The following is a 15,535-nucleotide window of genomic DNA, read 5'->3' as shown; positions in this document are numbered from 1 at the left end:
GTGCTAGACCCGGGCGCATGGTTCGGGAGTGGCGGGCGGAGACCTCGCGTGACCGGTGCAGCGGCTGGTTGCTCGCCGAGCACGACGCGTTGGCCGATGCCGCGCGGGACGCCCGGTGGGCCGAGGTGACCCGGGTGCTCGACGACGCGAAGGGCGTCGACGTCAACGGGTACCGCATCGGTGGGACCAGCTGGTTCGCGCCGCTGCACCAGGCCGCATGGCACGGCGCGCCTGTCGAGGTCGTCGATGACCTCCGTCGCCGCGGGGCCTGGCTGAGCCTGCCGGCGGCCGACGGGAGGACACCGGCCGACGTCGCACGGGAGCGCGGGCACCACCGGCTCGCCGAGGTGCTCTGCCCGCCGGCGCTCGACCCCTTCGTGAGCGAGGATGTCCGTGGCATCGAGGCCAGGTTGCGCGAGCTCGTCGACGGGCGTCGGCGCGACGGCGGGCTCGACCCTGGGGTGACGATGCGGCTGCCCCCGGTGGCGGTGCTCGCCGAGAGCGGCAGCGACGGCGTCTGGATGCCCGTCAGCGGGATGTACGGCGGCTTCCTGCTGCGCGCTCGTGAGAACCACCTGTACGTGGAGTCGTGGAGCCGGATGGCGGCTGGCTCGTGGCAGGCGCACGTCGTCACGCGAGGCGCCGTCGTCGTCGTTTCCGGGTGATCCTCCTCGCCTGCACGGCTGAGGTCAGAGGCGGCCTGCAGGCCCCCCCAGCATCGGCTCGACGAGCAGCGGCACGTCCAGCCGGACGGTCAGACCGTCGGGCGCGACCGCGACGACCTGTGAGCCGTCGACGTTGAGGAGACGTCGCAGCGCGGCGAAGGTCGGGGCGAAGGACACCTCGCCGAACCCCGCCGCGGCGGACAGCTGCCGCCCCGACGCGCGTCCCCCCGCTTCGACCAGCACCTCGAGAGCGGATCGGACGACCTGGTCGGGGAGGGGGCGCCGCCCGGACCTCTGCCTCTGCTCCGCGTACCGGGGTGACGCCATGAACGCCGTGACCCGTTCGCGCGTCGGAACGGAGATGTCGGGCAGCGAGACGGGCGTCCGGGCGGTGCGCGCTCCGACAGCACCGACCGGCGCGGGCTGAGGTGCGCGGAGCGGTGACGGCGCACCGGCCGCTGCCTGGGCGGCGTCGTCGACGCGTTGTCCCGCCGCTGCGCGCAGCCGGGCGGCGTACCGAGTCATCTCGTGCGGTGCCGCGAGGAACTCGTCGAGGACCACCTTGTCGAGGCGGTTGCCTTTGGTCGACCTGCCCGCGTAGTGCGGCAGCTGCGTGAAGATGTCCGACACCTTGCGCGAGACGCTGTTCGTGTTGCGAAAGCTGGCGGGGCGGTCGGTGCTCGGGTGGACCCAGTCGGAACGTAGGAGGAGCGACAGCGTCGCGATGCGCGGGTCGGAGGCGCGCATGTCGAGCCAGTCGTTCTGCCGGAGCAGGTCCGTGGCGAGGACGATCTCCTCGCGCACCCATGAGATCTGGTGAGGCACGGCTCTCCCTCGTCCTGCCGGCGTGCGGGTGAATTGCTCGTCATGCCCTCGTGGCCGCGCCCCGGGAACAGGCAGCATCGGCGGTGGTCGGAGGAGGAGCCGCTGGAGCCTCGGGAGCGCGTCGGTGGCGCAGCGTAGCCGTGGCCGGCATCGGAGTTGGAGAACACGTGGGCGTCGGGACCGACACAGCGGCCGAGCGACGGGTCGAGCAGTCGTACTTCGACCGAGCGGTCGACGTCCGCGAGCGCAAGCGGGCTGACCGCGCGGCGGGATTTGCGGCGGTCGGCGACGCCAAAGCCCGCTCGAGCATGGCGGCCAACGCGCGCAGAGACACGACCCTCGGCAGCCCGGACGACGCACCTGCGCTGGTCCGCATCGACGTGCAGGGCGGCGAGGCCGTGTACGCCGGTCTCCATGCGCTTCTCGACGAGCAGCAGGACATGCTCGTCTACTCCTGGCAGACGCCCTACGTCATGCAGCTCCGAGAGGCGACGGCGACCGAACCGGGGACGGTCGTGCGGCGACGCACCTTCACGTGCGACGGCACCCGCATCCGACGGTTCGACGACCTGGTCCTGGCAGAGATCGCCAGGAAGGTCGCCGAGCTCGAGGACCCGGAGTGGGAGGCGACGCGCTCGGACGTGCTGCTCGAGGACACCCTGTCCCGCTCTCGGACGCCTGAGATGCAGCAGATCGTCCAGACGCTCCAGGCGACGCAGAGCAAGGTCATCCGGAGGCCGGCACGCTCCCTCACGGTCGTCCAGGGCGGTCCCGGTACCGGCAAGACGGCCGTGGCGCTGCACCGGGTGTCGTGGCTGCTCCACAACCACCGCGAGGTGCGGCCCGACGACGTGCTGGTGGTCGGACCGACGCGGACCTTCACGCGCTACGTCCGCCAGGTGCTGCCCGAGCTCGGTGACGCCGATGTGGTGCAGACCGACGTGATCGGCATGCTCGACGTGTCCGTGCGCGCGTCCGGGAGAGAGGCGTCCGAGAGCGCGAGGCTCAAAGGCGACGCACGCATGATGGACGTGCTCGCACGTGCGCTCGAGCAGCGCGTGCGCGTACCGACCGGTCAGCAGCGGCTGCGTGTACGCAACCAGAGGTGGCCGCTCGTCGTGGAGCGCGCGCTCCTCGAGGAGGTGGTGCGTCCCCACGTCTCCGCCCCGTACCTCGTAGGGCGAGCACGTTTCCGCACCGCGTTGCAGCAGAGGCTGTCGGTGCTCACCGCTGCCGAGCTGAAGGCACGCGGCGTCGGCAGCCGAGGGGACGCCGGGCAGCTCCTCGACCAGGTCGAGGTCGAAGCCCTCACCGACAAGATCTGGCCCCAGACGACGACCCACGCCTTCCTTCGTGAGCTCTACGCCTCGACGGAGCGGTTGCGCCAGGCGGCGAACGGTCTGCTCGGCGCCGCGGAGGTGGAGATGCTTCGTCGCGCGCCAGGCACAAAGCTGGCTGACGTCGCATGGACGAAAGAGGACCTCGTGCTCCTCGACCACCTGGCCGATGCCATGGGCGGTGGCACGACCAAGACCTTCTCGCACGTCGTGGTCGACGAGGCGCAGGACCTGTCGCCGATGCAGCTCGACGCCCTTCGCCGCCGGTCGAGAGATGGCGCGATGACGCTGGTCGGGGACGTGGCGCAGTCCACAGGCGTCTGGGCGAGGGCGTCCTGGGACGACGTGCTCGACCTCCTGAGCTCGCCTCTGCCGCGCGAGGTGGTCGAGCTCGAATTCGGCTACCGCGTCCCGTCCTCGGTGATGGAGGTGGCTGCGCGCCTGCTGCCGTTCATCGCGCCGGGGCTAGGCGCGCCCAAGGTCCTGCGGGACGTCCCGGACGCCGTCGGCGTGCACCCGGCGCAGGACCTCGGCGACCTCGCCGAGCGCGTCGCCGCGCTGGTGCGTGACCACGCCGGTCGTGGCCGCTTCGTCGGGGTCGTCTGCCCGGACCAGTGCCGTGACGCGCTCACGTCGGCATTAAGAGCGCACGACATCCGGTGGGCAGACGCCGACGGCGGCGGCCTGAGCAACGGGATCAACCTGGTCTCACCCGTCGTGGCGAAGGGCTTGGAGTTCGACTCGGTGGTCGTCGTCGAGCCGAGGACCATCGTCGAGTCCGGCCCCGAGGGGCTGCGCATGCTCTACATCGCTCTCACCCGCGCCACGCGCTCCCTGGACCTCGTGCACGTCGAAGGTTCGTTGCCGCCCGAGCTCGGGCTGCCGGCCGCCCGGGCTACGACGGTGGTCGAGGAGGGAGGCCCCGGCGCTGCGGCGGCAACCGCTGGCGCGCAACCCGAGGACGTCGAGATGGTCGCGCCCGCGGTCCTTCCCGCGGGAGCCGCGTCGTCGCACCTCCTGTCGACGGACCGGCGGGGTCAGATGGTCCGGTTCGCAGCAGAGCAGGTCGTTGCGGATCTCCGCAGCACGGTCGCACCGGCACTTTGGGACGACGTGCTGCAAGCCGCAAAGGAACTGCTAGCCGAGTAGTGAGCCGTCGCGGATAGGTCGTCGGTGTCGGAAAGTCCGTTAACGAAATTGACTCGCGCTTCGGCATCGAGCGAGCGGCGGCATGTCGTATCGGGCGCCGCGGAGCATGACTGCGGCGAACATGCCTACCGCGCCGCCTGCTCCGACAGCCGAGGAGCGTTGTCTGGCGGTGGTTGGGCCTGACGCCAGATGGTTCGCAGCACCTCAAGTAGGCGGTTGTTGGCCTCCTCGAGGGAGACTTCGCGGTTGGCCGCCTGCATGCGGGTGAAGTGTCGAGCACAGACAGTGAATGCGCCTCCGCAGATTCGTCCCGCCGCTATGGTGCGTTGCACCATGGCTAGGCACTTGACGGGCGACCGCGACGCGCAGATCGTCGCCATGCGCGCGTCGGGCAGCACGCTCCAGGAGATCGGCGACGGTTTCGGCCTGACGCGCGAAGCCGTGCGCCAGATCTTGACGAAGCGTGGCGGCGTCTCGTCGTCGGAGGCGCGCCAGGCGCGAGCGGCCGAGGCGCAGCGCCGCGACGCTCGAGCAGTGCGAGACCTTCGTGCAGACGTCCTCGCGCACCCCGGCACTACGGTGGAGGAGGTCGCCGATCGGGTCGCCCTGCCCGTCGACGAGGTCCGGCGACTCCTGCCTGACGACGTCCGCCGGCTCCTGGTCCGTCCCCAACCCTGGGTCTCTCCACGTTGGAGCCATGACCAGACCATGCAGGCACTCGTCGATGCGGCGACGTTCGAGTGGCCCTTGAGCTCGACGGCCTACGACGACCTGCTGAGAGTCGGGGAGGTCCAGGGCCCGTCGGCCGTGCGGATCGGGCAGGTCTACGGGTCGTTCTCTGCGGCCTGCGAGGCGGCCGGCGTCGAACCGGTCAGAGCACCCCGGGACGACTACCAGTCCCGGTGGACGGACACGGAGCTCTTGGACTGGGTGGCGGACTACCTGCGGGCCCCCGGCTCGAGCGGGTCGTTCAGCGGGTACGAAGCGTGGCGTGCGGTCCACGGCAGCGACGCGCCGTCGGGCGGGACGCTCCGCAACCGGTACGGCGCCTGGAGCGCCGTCAAGCAGACAACGTTCTTGTACATGAGGGAGACGGGGCAGAGCGTGGCCGAGCTAGGTGCTGAGGCGGTACGTGTCGACCAGGCGCTGGCCAGCAAGATCGACGACGCGACGCGGACGAGCATCTGGGAATCCGCGCGCGAGGTCCTCGAGGCCGGCCCGCTGGCTGCGGGAACACCCGGTTCCACGTGCCTCGCCCTGGGCCTCGTCCAGTCGGGGAAGACGACCTCGATCATCGCGCTGCTGGCGGCGGCCGCGGACGCCGGCTACCGCATCGCGATCGCGGTCCTCGGCTCGACCAACCTGCTGCTGGACCAGAACCGTGGCCGCGTGGAAGAGGCGCTGGGGATCGGGCGCCGACAGGACTACGTCTGGGTGAGCGAGCCCAACCTCTCGGGCCCAGCCGGTGCCAAACGCCTCGCCACGCACCTCGACCGGGGCCGGGTCGTCATCGTCCCCGTGCTGAAGCACGCCGGCCGGATCGCGGCGCTCGCCGACGCCTTGAAGTCCCTCGCTCTCGACGTCCCGACGATCGTGGTCGACGACGAGGCTGACCAGGCGTCGCTCAACACCTTGGGCAGCGCCGCCGAGAGCCGCACCTACGAGTCGATCAAGTCGTTGCGCGAAGCCGTTCCCAACCACTTGTACGTGCAGTACACGGCGACACCGTACGGGCCGCTCATGCTCGACTCGGCCGACCTCCTCCATCCCGACAAGGTCGTCTTCCTGCAGCCGGGTCCGGGCTACACGGGAGGTCGGGAGTTCTTCGTCGACCACGCTGACAGGGTCGTCCGCGACGTCCCGGTGCTCGAGGAGCAGGCGACCAAGAGCCCGCCGCTGGCGCTGCCGAAGAGCTTGGAGAAGGCCTTCGCCTGCTTCCTGGTCGGAGTCGCGACGTTGATGGAGAACGGTGCCGCCGATGCCCCCTTCTCGATGCTCGTGCACTCGACCGCTCGCAACGACGTCCAGCAGCGCTACCACTTCCTGCTGCAGCGCCAGCTGAAGGCATGGCGTGCCGATGTCGAACAGGCGACGTCCTTCGCCGACGTGCCGGACGTGTTCTCCGACGAACGACAGCGCCTGGTCGGCTCAGGCGCGGAGGCCGTCGACGACGACGCCCTGCTCGTCCGTCTGCGGGTCGCGGTGCGCGAGTGCAACCTGTGGCTGGTCAACTCCGCGAGCGACCTGACGAAGGTCGACTGGACCGTCTCGCCGGTCCACGTGCTCGTCGGCGGCAACAAGCTTGATCGAGGCTTCACGGTGGAGGGGCTGACCGTCACCTACATGAACAGGCCGGCGAGCGTGCAGGTCGACACACTGGAGCAGCGGGCGCGAGCCTTCGGGTACCGGTCGAAGCTCCTTCCGTACTGCCAGTTCTTCGCCTCTCGCAGGACCGTCCGCTCGTTCCGCGACATCGTGTACACGGAGTACGACCTACGCGCACAGCTGCAGGACCACGTCGACGCAGGGGGATCGGTCCACACGTGGGCACAGGACGTCGGGCTTCTCCTGCCTGAGGGCATGAAGCCGACGCGCGACGCTGTCGTCACGGCACTGTCCACCCAACCCGCTGGCTGGCACAGCCTCCGGCGACCGTCGTTCGACGAGGTCGACAAGAAGAACAACGAGGCGCGGGTGCGAGCCACCGGGCTCCTCGACGCGCCGCTCGTCCCGTACGGCCGGCTCGCGTTCCGAACGGTCGAGGTGCCCCTCGAGGAGCTGCTGAGCGGCCTCCTGAAGCCGTGGGTGGTCGAGAGCTACAGCCCTGGTTGGCGCCGTGACGACCTCGTGCAGCACCTGGAGCGCAACGTGCCCGCCAGGACCCTGGTGCCGGTCCTCCTCATGGACGAGAAGGGCGACCCGCGGGCGAGGCGCTGGGACGAGCAGGTGGGCTTCGTCAACCTCTTCCAAGGCAAGGACCCCCGGCCGCAGGTAGGCACCCCCTCCTACGCCGGGGACCGCGCCACGCCGGGGATAGAGCTGGACCCCGACCGGGTGGCGGTCCAGGTCCACCACGTCTATCGGCGTGGCGAGGCGCCGTCGCACTCGCTGTTGACCCTGGCCCTGCACCTGGGCACACGAACCATCACCAGAAAGATGAGCGATGATTGAGACGACGAGCACGGCCGTCCGGCAAGGGGAGACCCGGTGGGTGGCGATCAAGGACCTGCGTCTGGACCGGGACAACCCCCGCATCCCGGAGGGTCACCGGAGGGACTCCCAGGAGGACCTGGCCGTGCTCCTCGAGATGGGTTTCGACGCGTTCCAGATCGCGCAGTCGCTCGCCGACAGCGGCTACTTCCAGGCAGAGCCGCTCCTCGCGGTGCCCGGCGAGGAGGCCGGGACGCTCGTCGTCGTCGAAGGCAACCGCCGACTGACGGCCCTCCTCGGCCTCGCGGTCCCGAGCATCCGGGCTGCGTTCGCCGAGCCTGCGCCGTGGGAGGCACTTGGCGCGAAGGCCGGGCTGCACGTCGACACCCTGGTGCCCGTCGTCGTGCATGCTTCCCGCGACGAGACGCACGGGCAGGTGGCTCGTGCGCACATCGTGGGCAAGCGCGCGTGGTCGCCTTACATGCAGGCGCGGTACATCGACGCGCGCGTGAAAGAGGGTCGGTCGCTCGCCGAGGTGGCCGAGCTGATCGGCGTGTCGAAGAGCAAGGCCGCCGACCTCTTCCGGGACTACGCCGTCGTGCAGCAGGCCCAGACGATCGGGATCGAGACGTCTGAGGTGGAGAAGGCGTTCTCGCTCTTGACCCTCGCCATGGGCAACACGAAGCTGCGAGACCACCTAGGCGCCCCCTTGGGTTCCCGCATGGATGTGAACGAGGCGCCGGTGCCGGCCGACAAGGTGGACCACCTCGCCGAGCTGCTGAGCTGGACCTTCGGGAACGAGAGCAGCGAGCCCGTCATCACCGACTCACGGCAGATCAGCCAGCTCGGCAACGTGGTCGCCAGCGACGTCGGGCTGCAGGCGCTGCGTTCAGGTGCCGACCTGGAGACGGCGAAGGAGAAGGTGCAGCAGACGGGGATGGACCCGCGCGACAGGCTCCAGAGGCGGCTCGGCGCCGCGAAGAGCTCCCTGTCCGCGGCGACCGCAGACATCGCAGACTTCGCCTCGGACCAGGAGGTCCGTGCGATGGTCGCCGATCTCGAGACGCTCGTGGAGTCGTTGCGGACAGCCCTCGACGAACTCGCGGCAACCCCCGGCTGACGATGGACATCGAGGTCAGGGGACGCGAGCAGGTAGCCGACTGGGTCGAGACCGCGCTCCTGGTGCGCGGTACCCGGCCGCTGGCGTACGACGAGCTGGAACGCCTGGCGCAGGACGAGATCGGCACCGGCTCGGCGCAGGTGGCGCTTGCAACGCGTGCACTCCGTCGCCGCGCCGACGTGCTCGGCGCGGCGTACCCGTTCGTGGTCAACGACTTCGCGTTGCGAGCGAGGCCTGACGCGCGCCGCTCGGTCTACGCGAGCCTGGTGCTCATGTCCGCTGGGTCTGTCGCGCGCGCGACCATGTCGACGACGGCCGCCCGGGAGATGGAGGTGCTCTTCGAGCAGCTCGCCGAGCAGGCCCTCGCTCGTGTCTGGGGCGACGTAGGACGAGCCGTCCGGTTCGGCTGGCCCTCTGAGGTAGGTCGGCCTCAGTCGTTCCCGGCCGCCATCAAGTGGCTTGCCGACCTCCTCGGCGTGCCGGCGGGGACCGGGTACCGCCCGCCGATCCGGAAGGATGGCGGGGTCGACGTCGTCGCCTGGCGGCCGTTCGCCGACGGCCGGTCCGGCTTTCCCGTGGTCCTTGCCCAGTGCACCCTCCAAGCCGAGCTCATCAGCAAGGCCTCTGATGTCGAGCCGCGGGTCTGGGCGAGCTGGCTGACCATGGACGTCGACCCCGTGACCGCGCTCGTCGTTCCGCAGACGATCGCGGACGATCGGCTGTGGGAGCAGCTCGCGCTGCGCGGCATGGTCGTCGAGCGGTTGCGGCTCGCCGAGCTGTGCGGGCAGCAGGAGGTCGTCGGTGCGCCAGCCTGGAACAACGAGGTCCTGAGCCGGCTCGAGGAGCACATGAGCATGGTCGTGCAGTGAGGACCACGAAGCGGGACCTCGTGTCCCAGATCGCCGACCGCCTGGGCGTCCCCGCACCGAAGATGTCTACCGGGTCGACCGAGCCGAAGGAGATCTTCCTGCTCGTCAACGACGTCCTGGGCCTGGGCCTGGATGGCGGTCTCACCAAGCCCGAGCTCGCGAGGGCCATCGTCGAGAGCACGGGGGAGGTGTGGTCGGCGACTTGCGAAAGCCGCGGTGGAACGGTGACGCTGGAGGGGCTCCGAGCCATCGAGGCAGCAGTGTCATTCTTCAGCGCCTGATACGCGCGCACGAGGACCGCGTCCCGCCAATACGCGTGGCGTCTGTTCCGATGCTTTGACGGCAACCAACCACTCATTGCTGGACGCAAGGAATCGAGGGTGCGCCTGGCGGTAGGCGACCAACCCACCCAGACGGTGACCTTTCCACGATGACCCAGTAACCGCGCGCAGGATGCTGAACGAGTAGGCGACGACCGGCGACTCGAGTGGTGACAGTCGTTCGTTGGAGGCCGAATGTCCTGCACGCGAGGCGGATGGTCGTCTACGGAACGTGACGGTGGTCGCGTTGCATAGTCTTGTAGGGCGGGGTCTGCCGCCGCCCACGAGTGTGCCCAAAGCAGCACAAGGTCGCACAATTACCTCTGGCCGTACGGAGCCTCTCTGCAATACAGGTGTGTGGATCAGTCACTCACGCCGGCATGCCGAGGGCTATGCTGCGTGCGGGCGACGGCGGCGGCGACAGGAGCGGTGATGAGCAACGAAATCTTGATGGTGTCCGTAGATGATCTGCGATTCGATCCGGAAAACCCGAGAATCCCTCCGCATGTTGATGCTAGGGACGATCAGGCCGTGTTGGATTGGATGCTCGAGGACGCAGGCCTCGTGGAGTTGATGGGCTCGATAGCCGCGAAGGGATTTTTCCCTGCTGAGCCCCTTCTGGTGACCGCAGCCGAGGGAGGGTCTGGTTGGATTGTGCTCGAGGGCAACAGGAGGCTCGCCGCAGTTATGCTGCTTCTCGAGCCCGACCGCGCGCCTCGACGCAAGGCGGCGGTTCGAGGCATGGCAGAGGAAGTGACTTCAAGAGAGCAGTTGGCCGCGCTGCCATGCGCGATCTTCGGCGACCGCTCGGATGTCCTTGATTACCTTGGCTATAGACACATCACGGGCATCAAGCAATGGGAACCGGTCGCGAAGGCGCGCTATCTCGCTGAATTGTACAATGCCCATAAGAGCGCGCGAGGTGACGAAGTATACCGGTACATCGCTCGCCTGATCGGCAGCAGGCAAGATTACGTCCGGAGGTTGCTCGGCGCCCTCGCGTTGCACGAAGAGATCCGTCGCATAGATTCGCTGAAGAGTATAGAAGTATCCTTCTCTCTCTTCACGCTCGCTCTGAATTATGCATCGATCGTGAAGTATCTCGAGGTTGAGACCCTCGACGAGGTTGGTTTTGGGGGTGTTAATCGAAGCCATCTGAAGGACGTGGCAGAGTGGCTGTTCGTCGAGCGGCCGGTTCTTGGGAGGACCCAACTCGGCGACAGCCGAAACATGCGACTTCTCGCTGCAGCAGTAAGCGAACCGTCGGGCGTCCAAGCACTCGAGCGCGGCGAGGCGGTCGAGCAGGCGGCACTTGCAGCGATCAGTCCAAGAGACGTTCTAGGTCGCAATCTGAAACTAGCGGGTGAGCGGCTCGTCGCAGCGCAGGCGACGCTCCACGAGGTCGAGATCGACGATATCGTCATGGCTGATCTGGAGCGAATTCTGAACCTCGTGGAGCAGATGCAACTGATCGCGGCCCGTCGCTTGCGACGGAAGGCTATTGCAGATGCTTGAGGTCGAGGCGTTGTCTACGCCGCCGGCGCAGAAGGAGTTGTACTACCTTGCCGACTTTCTCGAACTGCTCTGCATGACTGATCCGGAGCGCTCATTCAGTGCCGATCGCTTGAGCAATTTGCTCGAATTCTCGGCCGACTTCGGATCGCTGTCAAAGGATGCGCTCGATGGAGATCTTGCGGACGTTGTAGATCAACTCTCTGGAGTCGTGGTCGAACCGGACGCGCTCGATCTATTCCCGAGCGCGGCCCCGGAGGACGTCGACAGGGGCTCAGTCGAGGACGAGGAGGATGATGAGGCCTTGCCTCACTTCGGGAGAGAAGCGGAGCTCTCTGAGGAGCGCGTCGTGTGGTGCCGGAACCTTTTTGCGCTCCTAGCACGTCGCGAGCGCTCGTTATCCGCGGACTACCCCTTCCGGGTTGAGCGCGAACTCATGCGCATAAAGTTCGTAGAGCCAGCCTCAGCCAGTGGCCGCCTGTACCTGTTCTACTTGGCTTGTTCTACTTTGAACTATAGTACAGCGGCGACTCGATCGCGATTGACAAAGTCCTTTGAGCGCGTGTCTAAGCAAGTGCAGGAGAGGCTGACTCCGAACTTCAACGTCGAGATTTTCGGCACCAGCGAGGAAGGTCGTTTCGCGGGAGGTGCCTTCGATAAGCTCGAAGCGCTCGCAAGAGAACTTGAGACGACGGTCATGGCGACTCGGTCGGAGTTCCACCCCTCCGACTCCGGAGACCACGGTCTCGACATAGTTGCGTGGTACGCCTTCAACGACTCAGCGGGTGCGGTACCGGCTTACTTCGGTCAATGCGCGTGTGGGAAGAAGTGGGACGGTAAGCAGTACGAGGCCTCGCCGATGCGGTGGCGGCAGTTGCTCCACCTGAAGGTCGACCCGCAGGTTGTTATCTACATACCGCACTACTTCCGCGGCTCGGGTGACGATTGGTACGCGCCTAGCGACGTGAGTACGGTGCTGATCGATCGTCTTCGAGCTGTCCGACTCGGCTCGGAAATAACCCTGCAGAGCGACGCCGCGTCCCTGGTGGACGAGTTGCTCAGGGTGCGACGTGCGTTGGTCTAGCCTCCACGCCTCTTCGAGTTGTTGCGTGAGCCAGAGCTTGGGAGCGGCTGAGGACGTCGGCGAACGGGGACCTGGTGGCGTGGGCGCCGGGGCAGGACACGTCGACGTGGGACGAGCACCGCGTGCCGGGCTTCGGCGTGCGCGAGTGACCGACGTGCCATACGAGGAGCTGCGTGCGGCACTGCTCGTCGTGGCGCGTCGGGCGCACGGGATCGGCCGCGACGACCTGTTGCGGGAGGTGTCGCGGGAGTTCGGTGCCAGCAGGCTGGCCGCCAAGGGTCGCGCGCGGCTCGAGGGGCGCTCGCGGCCGCGATCGGCGACGGAGCGCTGCTCGTCGACGCCGGGATGGTTCGGCCCGCAGGCCTCTACAGCTAGCGCACGCGTCGAAGTCACCCGCGCTATCCGGCCCAATCGGGCGCAGCCTCGCTCAGGATGACCATGCACGACCGGCGGATGTCGCCGATCCTTCGTCAGGAGTTCCACCATGGATGCCGAGATCCAGCTCGTCCGCGACGACGACGGAGTAGCAGTCATCGGCGATGGAGCCGCCGTGGAGGCCTTCATCGACTCCCACGGGTGGGCGTCTCGGGACCTCGGGCTGTCGCGGCTGGGGAAGGCGTCGGCCGTCGTTGGGGCCGTCGCGCAGGCGGGCGGTGTGATGGCCGAGAACTCGGGGCGGTGGGTCAAGCTCACGAAGGAGTCGGCTGAGCTCGCCAAGAAGCTCCAGCTCATGTCCGGTTCTGAGTCCGGGGTCGTGCGCGCCATCCTCACGGACAAGGGGCAGATCAAGCACGTCCTCGAGTTCGCGAAGGCGCCCGGGGCGCTCGCGCTCAATCCGGCCGCGCTGACGAGCGTCGGCGGGCTCATGACGCAGATGGCGATGCAGCAGGCGATGGACGAGGTGAACGACTACCTCGCCACCATCGACGAGAAGGTGGACGACATCCTTCGCGGGCAGAAGGACGCCGTCCTGGCGGACATGATCGGTGTCGAACTGGTGATCGACGAGGCGATGGCGATCCGCGAGGCGGTCGGCGGGGTCTCGGACGTCACCTGGTCGAAGGTCCAGGACGCCTCGGGCACGATCGCGCGGACGCAGGGTTACGCGCTCCGTCAGCTCGACGGCATCGCGCAGCGGATGGAGGGGAAGGAGAAGGTCGGCGAGCTCGTGAAGTCCGGCGGCGACGCCGAGGCGTCGGTCCAGGAGTGGTTGGCCGTCCTGGCGCGGTGCTTCCAGCTCCAGGACGCCGTGTCGGTGCTCGAGCTCGACCGCGTCCTGGGTTCGTCGGCCGCCGACGAGCTCGAACGGCACCGCGTCGGGGTGCGTACTGCCCGGGCCAAGCGGTTGGCGGTGATCGAGCAGACCACGCAGCGGCTCCTCTCCCGGATCGATGCGGCTGCAGGGACGGCGAATGCGAAGGTGCTGCTGCACCCCGGCAAGTCGCACGTCGTCGTCCGCACGAGCAACCGCATCGGCGACTCTGTCGTGGCCCTCCACGAGGCGCTCGGCATCACGGACGGCCGCGAGTCGGTCGAGGCGCGGCGGTGGAGGGATGCCGCGGCCGAGATGCGCGACGACGCGCTCGACCGGGGCGCGGACGGCTTCGACGCGGCGAAGAACCTCGGTGCTGAGGCACTCGGGCGGGCTCGCGCGGTCGGCGGCAAGGCGTCGTCCGGCATCGGCGCCCGGCTTACACGGCTGCGCGACAAGGGCAAGGCGCCGGATCTGGGGAACGAGAGCTGAGAACTGCAGCGTCGCTGACGGCTCGGTGTCAGATCCAGCCGCGGCCTGCGCATGTTGCTCTGCACACGGGCACCGGTCTCTGGTGCGACGGACCGACCACGAGGGGATGTACACATGGGGGAGACGACGGACCACCCGGTAGTGCCGTGGGTGCTGGAACCACGGTGGGCCGATGTGGGGCGACGGCATCTCCGCGACTACTTCTTCGGGCAGGGCGCGCTCAGCTTCACCGGCGCTCACTTCGAGACCTTCGGCCGACCGTGGACGGACCCGGCCGTCCGGGACGTCTTCACCGCCGAGGACCTCGTTGCCGTGTCGATGCTGTCGGTGGAGGTGTCCGCACGAGCGGCGATCGCCCTGCTCGAGGCTCGGCAGGACGCCTTCGCGTCTCTCTTGGCACAGATCCCGTGGGATGTCGACCTCGTGGTGGCTCCTGATGCACTCATCGAGGACCCGTCGCCAGCCGCACGGCTGTGGAGGACGCTCAGGGCCGAGCACGGGCTCGGCCCGGTGACGACGAGCAAGCTCCTCGCCCGCAAGCGGCCGCGGCTGATCCCCGTGTGGGACAGCGTCGTCGGGTCGGTCCTCGGCATGAGCGACAGCAAGGGGCACTGGCGAGGCGTCCGGGACCTGCTCAACACCAGGGTCGCAGGCGACGGCGGTACCGGCATGTCCCTCCATGAGCACCTCGAGGTCTTGCGCCGTGATGTCGCCCTTCCGGTGGTTGTCACGCCGCTCCGCGTGCTCGACGTCGTGCTCTGGATGCACGGCCGGCACCCTAGCCGCTCCGCCGACGCAGCCCGAGAAGCAGGCCTCGTACCGCCGCAGGAGGAGAGCAGATGAACCCGGTGGAGCCGGTGCTCCCGACGCGCTCCCCGACGATCGAGCAGGCAGCGCTCGCCGTCGCTCGCTGCCCTGAGATCGACCGCGCTCGCGTGAGGTCGTCGCACCCCTGCCGCGCCATCGTGCAGCTGCAGTCCCCGAGTCCCGACCGCTTCCAGGTCCCTGAGGCGTGGGCCGGCAACCTCCAGCAGGCGCGCATCGCGTTCGTCTCGTCGAACCCGTCCATCAGCGAGGCCGGCGACGGGCAGAGCGGAAATGTCGTCGAGAGGTATCCGACCGCGAGCTGGCCCGACGCACGCCTCGTCGAGTTCGTGAGCGAGCGATTCGTTCCGGACCAGGCGTTCGACGCCGGGGATGGATTCGCCTCGGCGTCGGGGCGCTTCCGGAGGAACGACGGGTCAGGGTCACCGAAAAGGGTCGCGTTCTGGAACAACGTGCGCCGCCGAGCGGCCGAGCTGGTCGGTCAGGACGCGTCGCCGGTCATCGATTACGTGATGACCGAGGTGGTCCACTGCAAGTCGAAGGGCGAGAAGGGCGTGGCCTCCGCGTCGAGCCTCTGCGCGCCGCTGCACCTGGATCGGGTGCTGGCCCACTGCCCGGCGCCGCTCGTCGTCGTGCTCGGGGCCAAGGCACGGGCGCGAGCTGCGGAGGCGTGGTCGTTGCCGTCCACCTTTGGCTTCTCCACATCCGGTGCCTGGCAAGAGCGCGACCACATGGCGGTCCTCGACCTCGCCGGCCGCAAGCGGCTGGTGGTCTACCTCTGGCACCCGACAGGCTCGACAGCACCCAAGACGTTCGCCGGCGCTTACCCCGCGTCGCTCGCGCTGCTCAGGGAACTCGTGGCGGGGCGGATCTCACCTCAGCAGGTGCTCGACGGTCTCAATGGCGCGGTACGGGCCTGATGAGGCATCGCCGGG

Annotated in this window: 12 protein-coding genes; 11 read left to right on the top strand and 1 reads right to left on the bottom strand. The window is 68.4% G+C overall.

The features are described from left to right. Positions 1–17: 17 nt before the first annotated feature. Positions 18–665 carry an ankyrin repeat domain-containing protein gene (locus EJA20_RS01025; RefSeq protein ID WP_129336321.1) on the top strand — a complete coding sequence of 216 codons (648 nt, stop codon included), beginning with the start codon at positions 18–20 and terminating at the stop codon, positions 663–665. A gap of 24 nt (positions 666–689) precedes the next feature. On the opposite strand, the gene EJA20_RS01020 is transcribed toward EJA20_RS01025, so the two are convergent. Continuing rightward, positions 690–1,490 carry a hypothetical protein gene (locus EJA20_RS01020; protein ID WP_129336320.1) on the bottom strand — a complete coding sequence of 267 codons (801 nt, stop codon included), beginning with the start codon at positions 1,488–1,490 and terminating at the stop codon, positions 690–692. Positions 1,491–1,657: 167 nt separating this feature from the next. Here EJA20_RS01020 and EJA20_RS01015 point away from each other — a divergent pair, with 167 nt between their 5' ends. The 10 genes from EJA20_RS01015 to EJA20_RS00970 all read left to right on the top strand — a co-directional run bounded on the left by EJA20_RS01015 (position 1,658) and on the right by EJA20_RS00970 (position 15,520). Further along, positions 1,658–3,976 (top strand): HelD family protein, encoded by a 2,319-nt coding sequence (locus tag EJA20_RS01015; RefSeq protein WP_129336319.1) that lies wholly within the window; start codon positions 1,658–1,660, stop codon positions 3,974–3,976. A 345-nt stretch (positions 3,977–4,321) separates the two neighbouring features. Beyond that, positions 4,322–7,147, top strand: a complete 2,826-nt coding sequence (locus EJA20_RS01010; RefSeq protein ID WP_164983782.1) for a Z1 domain-containing protein — start codon at positions 4,322–4,324, stop codon at positions 7,145–7,147. A gap of 40 nt (positions 7,148–7,187) precedes the next feature. After that, entirely contained in the window at positions 7,188–8,246 is a 1,059-nt protein-coding gene (locus tag EJA20_RS01005) for a hypothetical protein (protein WP_129336317.1), read from the top strand. A gap of 2 nt (positions 8,247–8,248) precedes the next feature. After that, entirely contained in the window at positions 8,249–9,115 is an 867-nt protein-coding gene (locus EJA20_RS01000; protein WP_129336316.1) for a hypothetical protein, read from the top strand. Next, positions 9,112–9,396, top strand: a complete 285-nt coding sequence (locus EJA20_RS00995; protein WP_129336315.1) for a hypothetical protein — start codon at positions 9,112–9,114, stop codon at positions 9,394–9,396. Before EJA20_RS01000 ends, EJA20_RS00995 begins: the two co-directional genes overlap by 4 nt. Positions 9,397–9,867: 471 nt before the next feature. Next, positions 9,868–10,950: a hypothetical protein gene (locus tag EJA20_RS00990; RefSeq protein ID WP_129336314.1), complete on the top strand. Its 1,083-nt coding sequence runs from the start codon at positions 9,868–9,870 to the stop codon at positions 10,948–10,950. After that, positions 10,943–12,031, top strand: coding sequence for a hypothetical protein (locus EJA20_RS00985; RefSeq protein WP_129336313.1), 1,089 nt, complete (start codon positions 10,943–10,945; stop codon positions 12,029–12,031). Before EJA20_RS00990 ends, EJA20_RS00985 begins: the two co-directional genes overlap by 8 nt. A gap of 484 nt (positions 12,032–12,515) precedes the next feature. Next, positions 12,516–13,775, top strand: coding sequence for a hypothetical protein (locus EJA20_RS00980; protein ID WP_129336312.1), 1,260 nt, complete (start codon positions 12,516–12,518; stop codon positions 13,773–13,775). 114 nt (positions 13,776–13,889) lie between these two features. Then, a complete protein-coding gene (locus EJA20_RS00975) occupies positions 13,890–14,618 on the top strand; it encodes a DUF6308 family protein (protein ID WP_129336311.1) in 729 nt (242 codons plus the stop codon). After that, positions 14,615–15,520: a hypothetical protein gene (locus EJA20_RS00970; protein ID WP_129336310.1), complete on the top strand. Its 906-nt coding sequence runs from the start codon at positions 14,615–14,617 to the stop codon at positions 15,518–15,520. Before EJA20_RS00975 ends, EJA20_RS00970 begins: the two co-directional genes overlap by 4 nt. The last annotated feature ends 15 nt before the right edge of the window (positions 15,521–15,535 follow it).

Source organism: Cellulomonas endophytica (assembly GCF_004123805.1).
GTDB lineage: Bacteria > Actinomycetota > Actinomycetes > Actinomycetales > Cellulomonadaceae > Cellulomonas > Cellulomonas endophytica.
The sequence above is the reverse complement of the archived record's forward strand: the minus strand, read 5'-3'. Positions and strand labels throughout refer to the sequence as shown.

Excerpts from the sequence above, each read along its gene's own strand:
- EJA20_RS01025 (WP_129336321.1), top strand. The coding sequence starts at position 18 with ATGGTTCGGGAGTGGCGGGCGGAGACCTCGCGTGACCGGTGCAGCGGC.
- EJA20_RS01000 (WP_129336316.1), top strand. The coding sequence starts at position 8,249 with ATGGACATCGAGGTCAGGGGACGCGAGCAGGTAGCCGACTGGGTCGAG.
- EJA20_RS00990 (WP_129336314.1), top strand. The coding sequence starts at position 9,868 with ATGAGCAACGAAATCTTGATGGTGTCCGTAGATGATCTGCGATTCGAT.
- EJA20_RS00985 (WP_129336313.1), top strand. The coding sequence starts at position 10,943 with ATGCTTGAGGTCGAGGCGTTGTCTACGCCGCCGGCGCAGAAGGAGTTG.
- EJA20_RS00980 (WP_129336312.1), top strand. The coding sequence starts at position 12,516 with ATGGATGCCGAGATCCAGCTCGTCCGCGACGACGACGGAGTAGCAGTC.
- EJA20_RS00975 (WP_129336311.1), top strand. The coding sequence starts at position 13,890 with ATGGGGGAGACGACGGACCACCCGGTAGTGCCGTGGGTGCTGGAACCA.
- EJA20_RS00970 (WP_129336310.1), top strand. The coding sequence starts at position 14,615 with ATGAACCCGGTGGAGCCGGTGCTCCCGACGCGCTCCCCGACGATCGAG.